Annotated in this window: 13 protein-coding genes; 5 read left to right on the forward strand and 8 right to left on the reverse strand. The window is 35.7% G+C overall.

All coding sequences use genetic code 11. The features are described 5' to 3' along the window. Entirely contained in the window at positions 1 to 1380 is a 1380-nt protein-coding gene (locus tag OH814_RS03555; protein ID WP_308827128.1) for a RagB/SusD family nutrient uptake outer membrane protein, read from the forward strand. Then, on the forward strand, positions 1370 to 3856 hold the full coding sequence (locus OH814_RS03560) for a prolyl oligopeptidase family serine peptidase (protein WP_308827129.1): 2487 nt from the start codon (positions 1370 to 1372) through the stop codon (positions 3854 to 3856). The genes OH814_RS03555 and OH814_RS03560 overlap by 11 nt, the downstream gene beginning before the upstream one ends. 64 nt (positions 3857 to 3920) lie before the next feature. Here the strand turns inward: OH814_RS03560 and OH814_RS03565 are convergent, their stop codons facing one another. Genes OH814_RS03565 through OH814_RS03580 form a run of 4 tightly spaced genes read right to left on the reverse strand, consistent with a single transcriptional unit; the run spans position 3921 to position 6078 of the window. Then, positions 3921 to 4193, reverse strand: a complete 273-nt coding sequence (locus OH814_RS03565; protein WP_308827130.1) for a DUF6520 family protein — start codon at positions 4191 to 4193, stop codon at positions 3921 to 3923. A gap of 36 nt (positions 4194 to 4229) precedes the next feature. Next, on the reverse strand, positions 4230 to 5735 hold the full coding sequence (locus OH814_RS03570) for a MauE/DoxX family redox-associated membrane protein (protein WP_308827131.1): 1506 nt from the start codon (positions 5733 to 5735) through the stop codon (positions 4230 to 4232). Between the two features lie 4 nt (positions 5736 to 5739). Next, on the reverse strand, positions 5740 to 5895 hold the full coding sequence (locus OH814_RS03575; RefSeq protein ID WP_308827132.1) for a hypothetical protein: 156 nt from the start codon (positions 5893 to 5895) through the stop codon (positions 5740 to 5742). A gap of 9 nt (positions 5896 to 5904) precedes the next feature. Continuing rightward, positions 5905 to 6078: a hypothetical protein gene (locus OH814_RS03580; RefSeq protein WP_308827133.1), complete on the reverse strand. Its 174-nt coding sequence runs from the start codon at positions 6076 to 6078 to the stop codon at positions 5905 to 5907. 357 nt (positions 6079 to 6435) lie between these two features. Here OH814_RS03580 and OH814_RS03585 point away from each other — a divergent pair, with 357 nt between their 5' ends. The 3 genes from OH814_RS03585 to OH814_RS03595 all read left to right on the forward strand — a co-directional run bounded on the left by OH814_RS03585 (position 6436) and on the right by OH814_RS03595 (position 9444). Beyond that, positions 6436 to 8109 (forward strand): AraC family transcriptional regulator, encoded by a 1674-nt coding sequence (locus tag OH814_RS03585; RefSeq protein ID WP_308827134.1) that lies wholly within the window; start codon positions 6436 to 6438, stop codon positions 8107 to 8109. 65 nt (positions 8110 to 8174) lie between these two features. Further along, complete coding sequence (locus tag OH814_RS03590) at positions 8175 to 9023, forward strand: RteC domain-containing protein (protein ID WP_308827135.1); 849 nt, start codon at positions 8175 to 8177, stop codon at positions 9021 to 9023. Positions 9024 to 9150: 127 nt separating this feature from the next. Further along, positions 9151 to 9444 carry a helix-turn-helix domain-containing protein gene (locus tag OH814_RS03595; RefSeq protein WP_308827136.1) on the forward strand — a complete coding sequence of 98 codons (294 nt, stop codon included), beginning with the start codon at positions 9151 to 9153 and terminating at the stop codon, positions 9442 to 9444. Between the two features lie 356 nt (positions 9445 to 9800). On the opposite strand, the gene OH814_RS03600 is transcribed toward OH814_RS03595, so the two are convergent. From OH814_RS03600 to OH814_RS03615, 4 genes are all read right to left on the reverse strand, one after another. Beyond that, on the reverse strand, positions 9801 to 11654 hold the full coding sequence (locus tag OH814_RS03600; RefSeq protein ID WP_308827137.1) for a LamG-like jellyroll fold domain-containing protein: 1854 nt from the start codon (positions 11652 to 11654) through the stop codon (positions 9801 to 9803). A gap of 83 nt (positions 11655 to 11737) precedes the next feature. After that, a complete protein-coding gene (locus OH814_RS03605; RefSeq protein WP_308827138.1) occupies positions 11738 to 12406 on the reverse strand; it encodes a phosphonatase-like hydrolase in 669 nt (222 codons plus the stop codon). A gap of 3 nt (positions 12407 to 12409) precedes the next feature. After that, positions 12410 to 13564, reverse strand: a complete 1155-nt coding sequence (locus OH814_RS03610; RefSeq protein ID WP_308827139.1) for a TIGR03364 family FAD-dependent oxidoreductase — start codon at positions 13562 to 13564, stop codon at positions 12410 to 12412. Positions 13565 to 13574: 10 nt separating this feature from the next. Next, positions 13575 to 14888, reverse strand: coding sequence for a DUF5690 family protein (locus OH814_RS03615; RefSeq protein WP_308827140.1), 1314 nt, complete (start codon positions 14886 to 14888; stop codon positions 13575 to 13577).

A 14888-nucleotide genomic window follows, 5' to 3' on the forward strand; every position in this document is an offset into this window, starting at 1 on the left:
ATGAATACAATACAATCAACCTATATAATGTCAGTACTGATGGCTTTTTCAATACTGAATTCATGTGAAAAAATGATTGAGGTGGAAGATCCGATCAATCAAATCTCTACTCAACAGGTTTTTTCCGATGTTAATACTGCGAATGCAGCACTCAATAATCTCTATCTGGAATTACAGGCTAACTCTTTATTTTCGGGTAGTAACAGAGGTGCAGGTGCGTTATTAGGAACGTATGCCGATGATCTAAATGCCTATTTTCCGCCTTCCTCAATGGACAATCTGAACATCCATCTTAATCAGGTGCTTCCTACCAATTCTGCGGTCTTATCGGTTTGGAATAATGCCTATAAGGAAATTTATACCGCCAATGCCATTATTGAAGGGACTGATCACTCGACGGGAATTGCTGATTCTGATAAAAGAAGAATTAAAGGGGAAGCGATATTGGTACGGACAATGGTTTATTTTGACCTTCAGAGAATCTTTGGAGATGTTCCTTATACAACCGTTACCGATTATGAGATCAACAGAAACCTTTCAAGATTGCCTTCTGCTGAATTGTTAATGAAACTTGAGCAGGATATCAATCTTGCGGTGAGTTTACTGGAAGACAGTTATAGGAATGCTGAACGTATTTACCTAAATAAAAAGGCTGCACAGCTGGTACAGGCAAATATATTACTCAATGCCGGAAAATACAGTGAGGCTGAAGTAGTGTGCAAGAATATTCTGGCAAGTCCCTTATACGCCATCCAGCATGATGTGACCAAAGTTTTTAAAAAAAACAGTACCAATATTGTGTGGCAACTGAAACCGGTTAACGCCAATCAGTCAGTGCCGGAAACAGGAATTTACTTTTTTTCTTCTGCACCACCGATCGCCTACGCGTTGTCTTCAAATCTGATGAGTTCATTCGAAAATACAGATCTTAGGAAGCAGAAGTGGACAACGCCTTTATCTGCGGGAGGAGTCACTTTTTATAGAAATGATAAATACAGGAATTTTGTAACCAACGTTGACGAGTACTCTGTTGTCATGCGTATTGAAGAGGTGTATTTTATTTTAGGTGAAGCGCTGGCTAAACAAAATAAAGTATCCGAAGCGGCTACCTACATTAACACAATTAGAGCCAGATCAGGGGTATCAGCCTTTTCAAATACATTGACACCGCAAGCTTTTATCACTGAATTGCTGAAGGAGAAAAGAAGGGAGTTTTTTGCAGAACAGGGACTTCGTTTCTTCGATCTTAAACGAAATAATGTATTGCAGAATTTAGCTGTGATTAAACCGAGTTGGCAGCCATATCATCAGCTTTGGCCACTACCGCAGAATGAAATCATACTGAATCCTAATCTAAATCCTCAGAATAATGGATATTAATATAAAAAAGATCTTTGCTCTATTTTTTGTCTTCTATAATTTTAATGCATTAAATGCGCAGGCTGTTGAAAATGAAACACCGGAGAATTTTAAAAATAAGTTGTACAAGATTATGTTTCAGCAGAGGTCGGCGAATGGGAAGTTTGCAGCTTTTAAAAAGGTATATGAAAAAAATAATGATACACTCGTTCTCATTGATGCGACCCATCGGAATGCGGTAATCTGGCAGGAAGGGCCGGTAAGCAATTTCTATTTTACGTCAAACAATATTCTATTTTATCAGAAGAAAAACGAAATTATAAGTTATGATGTACAGTCCAAAACTTCTGAATCTTGGAAGGATATTATACAATGGCAATATCTCGAACAGGAAAGGATTTTTGTGCTTCTTCAAAAAACATCACAAAACTCTGCAGTGCTTATTATTGATGAGAAAGGAAAGTTGCTTGAAAAGATTGATAAGGGTCAGAATTTTAAAGTTTTTGATAACCGCATCCTGGTTACTTCAGAATCTGCTGGAACTTATGTTTTGACCGAATATGTAAACCGTCAGAATAAGGTTTTATATCATAATCAAAATAAAATTATCTACCTTTTAAATGTAAGCGACAAAGGCGTACTTTTTAAAGAGGACTTAGGTGACAAAAAGAGTGATATTTCGTATGTCGATAAGGCAAGTAAAAAAAAGATTTCGTTATCCGATCAATGGAAACATCAGGTAGATCAGGTGGAAACATTTTTCGTTGATGATTCTGAAAAGATTCTTTTAAAAACAGTGATTCCCAATGAGAACTATAAAAAAGAATTTATAGATATCTGGTATGGAAATGCAAAAGATTTAAGGACAAAACATTATGACAAAAGCGTAATACAGGCAGTCGTGGTATGGGATATTAAAGAAAACTCTGCTATAGAGCTAAAGACAGATAAATGCACTGCATTTTTTGCTTTAGGGAATAATCCCAAACTACTATGTCTTGATGAGTTTAAATATGAAAATTATACCGGTGCCAATATCCCTTTTGCAGCATTCAGCTATGATCTTAAAACCAATAAATATCATCAAATTGGTGATATTGGCAGCAGAATGTTTACAGATCAAAAAGGGCAGTATATTTTGGCTAAAAAATCGTCCGTCTGGGAGCTTTATGATTTGCATAATGGAGAAGTAAAAGAAATCATGGGATCTCAAGCTGATGATGCTGTATTTTCTGAAGATTCCAAATCGATCCTGTTTGAAGAGCTTGGGCATATCAAAATATATGATATAGCTAAAAGCCAAATGAGATCTTTACCGACGGGGAATGGCTATAGTACTGAAATAGTCAATGCTAGCAGAAGTAATTTTGGAGGGAATATCCATCTTAAAAAGTCCACGGTAAATTTGCAAAAGCCTGTTGTCATTAAATTGACACATCCTGAAAATTATTCTACAGGGTTATCTGTTTTATATCGTAATAAAATTATAGAGATAGAAAGAAAAATACCGCAACGGATTAATACCGTAAAATGGAATAAGGATGTATCGCAATTAGCGTACACTGTTGAAGATCTTAATCTGCCGTCTCAGTTGAGAGTGTATAATCTTTCAAAAGCTGCTAAAATTACCTATGACAGTAATTTGTCAGACCCTATTGCAAGAAAGATACGGTCGGAGATCTACACGTACCATAATGCTGAAGGAAAAACTTTGCATGGAGTACTTATTTATCCTGTTGATTTTGATGAGACGAAGAAATATCCAATGATCGTTAATATTTATGAAAATCAAAGCAAATTAAGAAATCAGTTCCTGATGGACGGTTTCGCAGGCTCTACGGATGCTTTTAATATTCGTTATTATCTTAAAAGAGGATATTTTGTATTTCTGCCGGATATCATATTCGATGCGAGGGGAACAGGATGGTCTGCTTTGGATGCCGTTGAAAGTGGAGTAGAAGCGCTACGAACGAATACTGCTGTTGATTTTGATAAGCTGGCATTAATAGGGTTTTCGCACGGTGGGTATGAAACAAACTTCATTGCTACACAGTCAAAACTTTTTAAAACATACTTAGCGGGTGGCGGAAACAGCGATTTAATGCGTTCTTATTTTTCTTTTAACTATAATTTTAGAAAACCCTTTAATTTTCAGTTTGAAAATGGTCAATATAAAATAAATAAGCCGTTTAAAGATGCTAAAGAATTGTACATCCGTAACAGCCCAATTTACTTTGCAGAACAGGTGAATGCTCCCATTTTACTTTGGGCAGGAATGAAAGATCAAAATATTTATTGGGAACAGACTATGGAATTTTACCTCGGCTTAAAAAGGAATGACAAAAAAGTCATTGCTCTGTTCTATCCGGAAGAAGCTCATGGATTTCAGAAAGCTCCTTCAAAGCTTGATATTTTTAAGCGGGTCAGCGACTGGATGGATTATCATTTAAAAGAAATAAAAACCGACTGGATTGATAAAATGTATGAGGAGCGGTAGAAAATTTTTATAAAACAATAAAGGGATGCATGTTTTGCATCCCTTCTTGTTAAATGGTTAATGTCTAGTTAAAATACAGGTTGTTCCCGCAAGAAGTACCTGCTTTTTCGAATACGGGCTCTGATCCCATACCTACATCAACAGTACAGATGACCGTACCATCTTCCTGGCATTCGATGTCTGCCTCCTGACAAGGCTGTTGTGGTTGGTCGGCTCTGATGACATGACCTTGTACAAGAGCTTTTTTTCCTTCTTTTGACAGATTAGTGGCAAAAGCGCTTCCAGCTCCTATGAATAATAGGACTACTGGCAGCAATGATGTTTTTAAAATTTTCATTGTGTGAAATATTTATGATGGTTGCCTACTCTAAGTTCAGGTTTTCGGCTTCCCCTGATTAAATTGATCCAGTAACGTCTGCGCAATACGGTACTTCACAATTTTTTTTCCTATCAAAACATACAGATGGTTTTTATGAATCAACATCTGATGTAGTTTTTCTTTCTTTGGGTTGGGTAAGTAAAAGCTGCCCCAGTATTCATTCTTTCGTAGGTCGTAGACGTCTATAATATTGTTTTTGCGCCATTGCGATGCCTGCTCAAATTTTCCCATCAAATTAGATTCTGTCAACACCAATCCATTATAGGCTATCATATTTTGATTGCTGGGGAGGGAGGGAACTCCAATTTTCTTGGTACCATCCTTTAGGGTGTGGATTTCGGGAGTGTGCGATGTATTTTGAGCAATAGTTTTTTGCCTGCCAATCCTGTTTAATCCAGTATCGAATTTTACAATCTCATTTTTGTAATAGTAGAAGTAATAGATACTCTTCTCACTGTCGTCATACAGAATTTGTCCGTCCGTATCGAAAATACCGTCCTCTTGTTTTTCGAGTGCATCATCTTTTAATATGATATCAGCCGGAGAACTTAGCTTTATTAATCCCAAAATATTTTCACTGTTAATGCTGCTCTGTGATCTGACGACCATTGTTGAAGAATCAATAATCTTTATTTGGTCAAAAAAGGGAGTTTCGGAAGTAATCTGATATGCATAACCTTTTGGATCATGAATAAGTCCTCTGAAAATTACAGGTACATAGCCGTCCGTAAGGTAAAATGACTGACCGCTGACAGTTATTTTGGGTGCACTGTATTTAAGTTTTTTATTGGGATTGATGTACGTTGTTTTGGTCGAATTCAACTTTTCATCAATCTTGGTAAGTAGAAATGGCGATGTTGTATTTCCCAAATAAACAGTATCATCAACAGCCCCTGCAAAATAATACGAGTTGACCTTTAAATCATAGCTTAGATCTTCCCTAATCACATGGTGCGGAAATCTTCGGATAAAGTTATTTTCCTTTTTGATAATATGCTCAGAGGCTAGAAAAAGAAAGATGACAATTCCAGCTGAAAAGATTGAAATTAGTCCTATTTTAAAACTGATCGATTTCCTGCTATGGTTTATGAGTCCATTGTTTGCGTATAAAGATATGATGCATAAGATCACGCAACCTAGGTTAAACAATAGATGTTGATTCCATGACATTTTTTCCAGAATTCCACCGCAGGAACAGGGTATAAAATCACTGTAATTTAAAATTAAATAAATATAGATGCTAAAGGAAACCATCATACCCAATGATAAATATAGACCGATTTTCCGGGTTCTTTCACTAAGGAGTAAACCCGCAATAATAAGCTCTATGACTATTACACTGTAAGATATGAAACCGGCGTAAGCGCTTACCAATGGGGATTGGGCAAGCTGAACCTGGAAATTTTCAAAATCCAATGTTTTGCTTATTGCTGCATAAGCAAATAGGAGGATAAAAAAACAGGCAGCAGCCTTCGGCAGATATTTTAGTATATTTTTCATTTCTTTAACATGCATAGATCAACATCCAACGTACTTTTTTTTCACAGTATTCAGGCATTAAAGTACCTGAGGCTATGGGAACTGTTGTTGTCAGTTTTCCCATTACTTTCCAAATGCCACTGTATGGGCAGATTTTTCCTGATTCAACGGTCTTTGCCATAGGAAGTTTTTAAAGGTTGTTATGGTTGAGTCTCCAGTTATCACGGTCTTTCGGCGGAGGATCCTGAACAATAATTTCGATACTGTCCGCAGAATCACATTTTGTCATAAGGCTGGGATTTTCAAACGGGAGATCAGCTTCATTGGTGATGTCGGAATCTCTTTCCACACAGGAAGTGGCCATGATACATGTTATCGTACTTATCAGGATTAAAATTATTTTGTAAACTTTCATAATGTTGGGATTTAATGGTTTGAATCCCGGCCGGGTGTATTGTTGTGTTAGAATTCTGAAGCGAATTTAGCAGCCAAATGACGTCATTGAAAGCCAATGCTGGCCTGATTTATAAAATTTTCATGGACAATTTATAAATCAAGTCAATTGAATTAGATCTGTAAGGTTTTGTAAATTAATATGTTGTGTGTTTCTTATTGTAAGTGACAATTGATAGCTCTGTATAATATTTTGCTTTACATTCAATTTGTGTAATTTTGAATCATACACCAAATTATTCATCCACTCTTTGTAATAAGTCTTGATATGTTGAAGATTCTTTTCTTTATTTTTACTTTTTGTAGTCTTTTATATAATGGACAGAATTTTCCTGATTACAGACTTCAATACGATAACTATGAGGAAAATGATGAGCGGGCATTCAAATTTCTTAATCTCTATATTTCACAAGCAAAAAAGGAAAAGAATTACAGAGAACTAACGCAAGCTTACAGGGATGCGGTTAGTTTTTCTAAAAACGATAAAATTGCTTATGCAGACAGTGCAATTACTGCTGCAGAACAAACGTCTGATCCCGATATTTTAGGAAGCGCATATCTTACCAAGGGAACGGTATATTATTTCAACTATAAAAAATTTTCACCTGCACTGGACGAGTATCTCAAAGCCTGGAAATTTTTGGAGCATTCAGAGGATAAATATCTTCATTTTAAAAATTTGTATCACATAGGGGTTGTAAAAAGATATCTTGGCTACTATGTACAATCTTTGGTAATTTTTGAAAAATGCATACAGTTTTATGGCGGGAAACAACATACTGCGTATGCAAATGAAAAATACAATTTAAAGAAAGGTTATCTGAACAGTTTACACCAGAGTATAATTTGCCTGAATGAATTGAAAAGGTACGATGAAGCCATTAAAAAGATCAACAGCGGATTGGCAGAAGTGGAAGGTGATCTTAATTTCTATTTGGAAAGAAGTTATTTGTTTAAAACTAAAGGAGTTGCTGAATACCATCAGGGAAAATATAACGAGTCCATCGCAAGTTTTAGAAATGCGCTTTCAGGTATAGAGAAGAAAAATGATTTTGCATCGGCTTCTCTCATTTATTTTTACAAAGGGAAAAGCTTACTGAAAATTAATAAGTCTGAACAAGCGTACCGAAATTTTCAAAGGATTGATTCTGTTTTTGTTACTCACGCGTTTGTGCTACCTGAGGTCAGACCAGCATATGAAATACTGATTGCGAAATCTAGTGCAGAGGGCGATATTAAAAAGGAACTGTATTACACAAATCAACTTCTTAAAGTTGACAAAATCATTGCGTCAGACTTTAAATATCTTGCAGGGAAAATTTTTAAAGAATTTGATACCAAAGATCTTATCGAATCAAAAGAAAAACTGGAAGAGTCGATTTTTTACGGATATATAACGGTTGGATCTGTATTGCTTTCTTTGATTATAATTGGCAACATCATTTATCTGAAAAGAAAAAAAAGTAGAGATCTTCCAACTCTTGATAAGTCGAATGATGGTGACGAAGAGATCATTGTAGATTCAACAAATGAACACAGTATTCCAGAGAAAGTATATCCAAAATTATCTGAACAACTTGTTCAGGATATTTTAGCCAAGCTCCAGGCCATGGAAGAACATCGTTTCTTTCTGGAAAAAGGATTCACCCTGAACAAATTGGCAAAAAAGTTTAAAACTAATACAACCTATCTTTCGGCAATCATTAATGAGTATAAAGGAAATAATTTTAATACCTACTTAAATACATTAAGAATAGAATTTGCGGCAAAAATGATTGCTGAAAGCAAAGTTTGGCGCAGTTATTCCGTGGAAACAATTGCCTCTGAATGTGGTTTTACCAATCGTTCTAATTTTTCTAAAATTTTTACAGAAATAAAAGGTGTTTCTCCTAACGACTTTATCCTACAGTATAAGGATGTATCCAATACCAACGAAAATTAAATATTTTTCACCTGCTGCTGATCTATTACCAAATTTATTTCTAATTTGGATTATATTTCAGATATATGGATGCAAAATTGTTTTTCAGCGAGTGTGACGAGCTTTATACAGATCTTCAAAAAGTGTTAACAGAATTGGAATTCAGTTATAAAACAGATCCAATTGCGATGCATGAAAGATCGCTGATCGAAATTGATGAGGCAGTTAGAAAATTGAAATCAAGAGCGATACGTTTTAAGTTTGCCAGTCTGGCGGATGAAGTTTATTTCTTTAAAGAGTTAAAACCGTTATTTATCTCTCAGTTTATTTATCACACCAGATTACTTTCGGTTGAGGTAGCAAAACCTAATGCAGGTAAAGTTGCGCTTAAGGAATACTACGATTATGAGATCTTGTCTCTGAAAAATTTTTATGAGCATAACAGAGAATTTTATGAATATTACCGAAGAAGGGCAGCATATTTAGACTTTAAATATTTCGTCAGAAATCAATTTGATGTCAAAACCAAAATTGAATCCTCATTATATGATCTCGATGAAAAGTTTAGAACTTCTCATGATCATCTCGTATCACAAATTATAGCAAATGATCGACTCGAAGTATTTCTTCTCCAAAAAATCGAAGAATTGGATGATCGCAGAGCCGAAAACTTAAGCATGAAGAAAGATCCTCTTATCTGGACTGCTTCCAAATCTTCCCTTGTTGAACTACTATATTCGCTTCATCTTACTCACGCATTTAACGGCGGGAATATTGAACTCAGTGAAATTGTAAAGTCTGTGGAGAAAAGTTTGAAAATTGACCTCGGTAACTTCTATAAAACGATATCTGAAATAAAGAATCGCAAAAATGAGAAAACAAAATTTCTTCACTTACTCACTGAAAATCTCGATCGAAATTTAGAGGAAGAATGAGATATTATTAAGGAATCTCTTTTCTGTAAATTTTGCATGATGATTAAATCGTTCGGTAGTACGAAAAACTAACGAAAGATTCTCACCCTATTTCTAAAACTTTGTTATAACCAATAAACAAAGTATTATGAATATTGACAGAGCTGAATTTATTTCATGGATGGAAAGAATCATGACAAGATTTGACATCCTGAGTGAGAAATTAAAGGATAATGAAAATGAATTGAACAGTATTGATGGAGAGCAACTGCTCGATAATCAGGATGTCTTACAATTGCTTAAGATCAGTTCAAGATCATTACAACGTTATAGATCTAACAAAAAATTACCGTATTATACCATTAGTGGTAAACTGTATTATAAATTGTCGGATGTACATCAGTTGATAAGGGATAGTTTTAGTGCGGGGAGGAGGTCATAAACGCAGCCATATCCGTTGAGTATGCATTTGTCTTTATAGTATCTGCCGTTACATTCGAATAGGGTATATTTTTTACTGGCTTCTCCGGTGTTTTGCTGCAATATGTTAAAGTAATCAACATCACGCATGCAACAGCTGGATTTAAAATAGATTTTTACATATAATAATTTTGGTAAGTAAAGATAATTAGATTCAATTGAAAAATTATCACGGATAGTTAATTATCTAAATAAATATTAATCTATAATATTGAAATATCATAATCATCAATATAAGACTAAAGTTTTTTATTAGCCTAAATAAAAAGTACAGACCGAAAATCTAGTCTGTACTCCAAAAATTAATTATTCTAACTATTAGTTTTTGATCAATGTTTTCTGTGTCCTTTTAGTACCTTCTTTCACGACAACAAAATAGGTCGCATTGGGAAGAGCTGAAATGTTTAGTTTTTCATTGTAATCACCTGTGGATGACTGTACATCTTTATTTAAAAAAGTCTTACCTGAAAAATCAATAATCTGCAGATTGATTTTATTTTCAGTTGATTTAAATTTCACCGTTACCTCGTTCTTAGCAGGATTGGGATAGATTTTCAGCTCTGAATTGCTTTTTACTGCTTCATTTACGGCTAAGCTTCCAAGATCACACGTCGGAATTCTGTTGGTTCCGTCAATTCCCCAGGCAGTCATTACCTGGATACAAAGCCAGTTGAGTACAGTAGGAAAGTGGTCGGTTTGTCTAGGTGTGTTCAGATAATTCTGAATGGTAAATGTTTCTGAAGTCTGAAGATCTCTTGTCGGAGAACCGGTAATCGTTGCATTATTGCCCAATGGTCCTGAATCTGTTAAGGTATTTCCTGTTGCCTCAGTCATTTTATAATTTGCTAAAAGATTAGAGTAAAAAGGATGCGAGCTTGTAACATCCTGATTTGCCCACTGAACAATTGCTTCATTCGATAGTTTAGCATTCCAAATTCTTACGTCCTTGTATGAGGCAGCGAGATTAACACCATATGTATTGGTTCCATCCTGATTAATGGTCAGCGGTAAATTTGAAGTGATGTCCCCTATGGTATTCATTTTCCCAACAGTTACGGGGACTCCGTCGTCATACATTGTTGCCAGACCATCTCTGTCGAATGTTACAGCGATATGTTTCCACTGATTCGTCACAAGTTTTCCACCAATTAAATCCAATCTGTTACTTCCGTCACCAATATTCATTTTAAAGGTCTGCCCCGAATATCCTGAAATGACAAAGCCTTTGTTAGTTCCACTGTTCCAATTTTTATTACCAATCAATACTGGATCACTGCTGTAATTGGCATTTGGCTTCACCCAAAATTCTATCGTAAAGTCCTGATTGGTTCCGAAATTAAAGGCCGTTTGAACTATAGGTTTTGCAAACGTTCCTGCAGGAAAATTCAGACGGTTATAGGTTGGTGTATTCTGACTTTGAGTTTTGCTGATTTGCTGAGACGTAAATGATGGATTGGAGTAAATGGAAAAAATATCTCTCTCCGAAAGGTTGGCTCCACCGTGGGCAGTATCTGTAGCCCCATGATCGGTGGTAACTACTACCAACCAGTTTTCGTTGTTGTACGTACTTCTGTTTTTCATTGCCGTCAGGATTTCACCGATATAAGTATCTGTTAGCTGAATAGAATTTACATATTGAGGTACAGCCGAAGAAAAGCCGTACGAATGGCCTGCATGATCCACATCATCAAAATCTACAAAAAGCACATCAGGATTATCATTTTGCAGGGCATTAACCGCTGCATTTTTAACTGCAAGATCAGTTGAGAAGTTGGTTTTTACATCTGCATTCTGAATAATTGTATTGTTGATAGGCGCCCAGTGTGCCAGGGAGATGGTTTTTAAATTTGAATTGTAGGTTTCAATCCTTGAAAGAAAATCGGGATAAGCTGTAAAATTGGGAGCCGAAAAATTGTTATCCTGTACATTATGTTTATTATGTAATACTCCTGAAAGCATCGTACTCCAGCCGTTTCCACTCCATGTCGGAGCCAGGGTAATGGCATCTAAAGAGTAAATTGATGTCGGCAATAATCCCTTGATGTTAGGGGTGTTGGATGACATCATCACATCAGGTCTGCAACCATCAATCCCGATGAACAGGACTTTTTTGGTCTGAGCACTCATCAATGCGCTGGTTATGACCAATAGAGAAAGAAGTTTTGTTTTCATAATAACTATTTTAAAGATTTAATTTTGAAATGGAGTTAAAACTGACTACAGAATTCCTTCTGTAATCAGTTTTTTTGAAGTAATTAAAGAAGAATATGTTCAGCCTCCGAAAGGTTATTTAAAATATGATCGGGCAATGCTTTTTTAAGTTGTTCTCTGGTTTGTGCACCGCTCAGGACTGCAATAGTCATTCCGCAGCCCGCATTTTTTCCTTCCTGAATATCAATAGTAGAATCTCCTGCTTTCAGGACATCTTTCGGATCCGTAATTCCGAATTTTTTCATTGCAAGAATAATCATTTCAGGATTTGGCCTGCTTTCAGAAACGTCATCTGCAGTGATTAAGGCATCGTAGTGAACATCAATCTTCCAGTTGAGTTTTGAAAGTAATTGTTGTGCAGTTTTCTGAGTATATCCTGTGTTTAAAACCACTTTTTTCCCTTTAGATTTTACTTTCAGCATAAATTCTTCAACCCCATCGATAGGTTTTACGTTGAGATCATTATAAGCAACAGCCAGTTCATCTGAAAAGTTTTCGAATATGGCTTCAGTATCATCCGTATTTCCACCGATATTTTCAAGTAAATTTTTAATCGCTTCTGCTTTTTCCATTCCGGCACAGATTTCAAGCACTTTATTTAAAGTCACTTCGTAGCCATAGTCGTTAACGGCTTTTGTAAGCGTTTTATACACCACATTATCTTCATCGATCGTTGTTCCGGCCATATCCAGAACTAATAATTGTATGTTCATTTTTTAAGAAAAAATTGTATTGATATTAAATTTTGAATAACCGCCGCTTCCGGTCATTCCTTTTCCACCAATTCCCGTCACAATATGAATGTGGGGCGAAACATTGTGCTCGAAAATATCTTTTGTTTTGCACTGAGAATAAATTCCGAACCATCTTCTTTTAATTTCGTAGGTCGGCAAATCGATTATTTTTTTAGCTTCATTAATCATAAATTCGTCGATCTCCATATTTAAATCATAACCAAGATCATCAGCATTTTTTGCATCTGCATATTCATGTGAATCACCAATGATTACTGAACCATCCAAAGCCTGTTTAAATAAAATATGAATTCCGAATTTCTTTTCGAATGAATTTTTATCTTCCCTACTTTTTATTTTAGCAAAAGATTCACATTCATTAAATGATTCATATCTTCTGATGGAAAGTCCGGTAAGAATATTTCCCGGCAGCGAATAAATTCCCTGTGGTTTGGTCTGAAGCATCTGCAGTTTGCTGACCTCAAGATCACTTTCATTAAAAACTTCGGGATACAATGTCTTAAACTCGTGTCCGCCACAGATAATGATCTTTGAGGTATTCAATTTCTTTCCTTCTGCGGTTACAACGGTACATTGGTAATTGTTTTCGGTTGTTTCAACGACAGTGGTATTGTAGAAAATATCAAGACCTTCCTGACTTTTCAGATATTGATGAAGCTTTATAATCATCTCACTGGAATCGACTGAAATCTCCCGCGGAAAGAACAATCCGCCTTTGCAGTAATCAGATCTAAGTCCGTCGAACTTTTGAATACATTCGCTTTTTGAAAGAATTACAGATTCGTAATCGTTGTTTTTATTGATTTGAGCCAGTTCTTCAATCAGTTGCAGCTCTTCTTCATTAGAAGCGATATACACCGAACCGTTCTGTCTTACGGTAAGATCTGCTTTAGACTGTAAATCTTTATAAATGTTTAAACTTTCCTTTCCGAAATTCTGCCATTTGATATCCATTCCGGATGGTACGACCTGTCCGAAATTTCTTACGGTAGCACCTTGTGGAACTGAATTTCTTTCCAGAATTGCCACCTTCAGGTTTTTCTGTAAGGCGTGGTAAGCGTGGAATGTTCCTAAAATTCCACCACCCACAACGATTAAATCATATTGAGTATTCATATGTATTATTTTAAATTTTAAAAGCGTCAAAACGAATTACCTGTGATGTTTCTTCGTCCTCAGCATTTGATTTTGACCTTGGTTTTTTTTGGAATGCTAAAAAAGCAATAATTGAAAAAATTAAAACTGTGGCTGCGATGATATAATTGAGATTGATATAAAAGTGAAGCCATGATCGGTCTTGAGAACCTACGTTTTTCAGGAACAGTACCGAAACGCTTCCCAGATATCCAAACGCATCGACGAAATAGATGAAAAACCCAACGTTTCCTTTAATTTTAAATGCTGCAATCATTCGGTCAAAATAAATTCCGTTAAATGGAATATAGCAGAGATACATCCCAAAACCTGAAATCGTCATCCATAAAAAAGGAGAAATAATGTTGCTTTGAAATAAAATGGTGGAAAGCGCCACCAAAATAATCCCGCCAAAAAGAATGTAGTGATAGTAAGCAAAGGCTTTTCTGTTGTTTTTGACCTTCACCATAAAACCGAGAATCAGTAAAACCATAATCGAAATCGGAACTTCGGTCAAAGTGAAAACCGAACTGTCTGCAGAACCGCTCATCTCATCCCAAATTTCACGGCTGAAATTATCACGAAAATCCCTTAAAACAGTCAGGCAAATGTAAAGAATCGTAATGCTGACCAAAGGAAGGAAAAACTTTTTCACCAGAGACATTCTTTCTTCTTCACTCAAAGGTTTTCTCTCTTTTTTCAGAGCGATATCTTCTTCATTCGGAGCTGGAATTTTATTCAACAAAAAGGCAAAAATAATCAGTGGAATAATGAAAAGTAAACCTGTTACAAAAGGCATCCAGAATTCCGAGATTCCAAAGCTGTCCATCAAAAATTTTCCGGCAGATTTTACTACACCTGAGGAAACTACAAAGCTTGAACAAAGAAATAATCCGATAATTTCGGTGGTTTTTCTTCCTTCAATATATGAGAAAACAATTCCCCATATCATTCCCAAAGGAATTCCGTTGATGAACATGAACAAAATATTGTATGGCGCAGGAACGACTGCAAAGCCCAACAAAGCAAGCTCGGCAACTCCGATAAAAATTAAAAGAAAAAGAATTCTTTTCTGAGGTTTCAGTTCTGAAATGAATTTAATTCCGATAAATTTTGAGATAAAATAACCAACCGCTTGTGCAATAATGATCAGTATTTTATAATCGAAACCAAAAAAATCCAGATTACTGAATGAAGCCACTGCAAAAGGTTTTCTGAACGCATACATGCAGAAGTAGACTCCGAAAGCAGCGATGGCCGCTTTCAGAGTTACACTCAGTGTATTGTTTTTTGATGGAGAAGTCAT

This window comes from Chryseobacterium sp. CFS15, assembly GCF_031118795.1.
Taxonomy (GTDB): domain Bacteria; phylum Bacteroidota; class Bacteroidia; order Flavobacteriales; family Weeksellaceae; genus Chryseobacterium; species Chryseobacterium indoltheticum.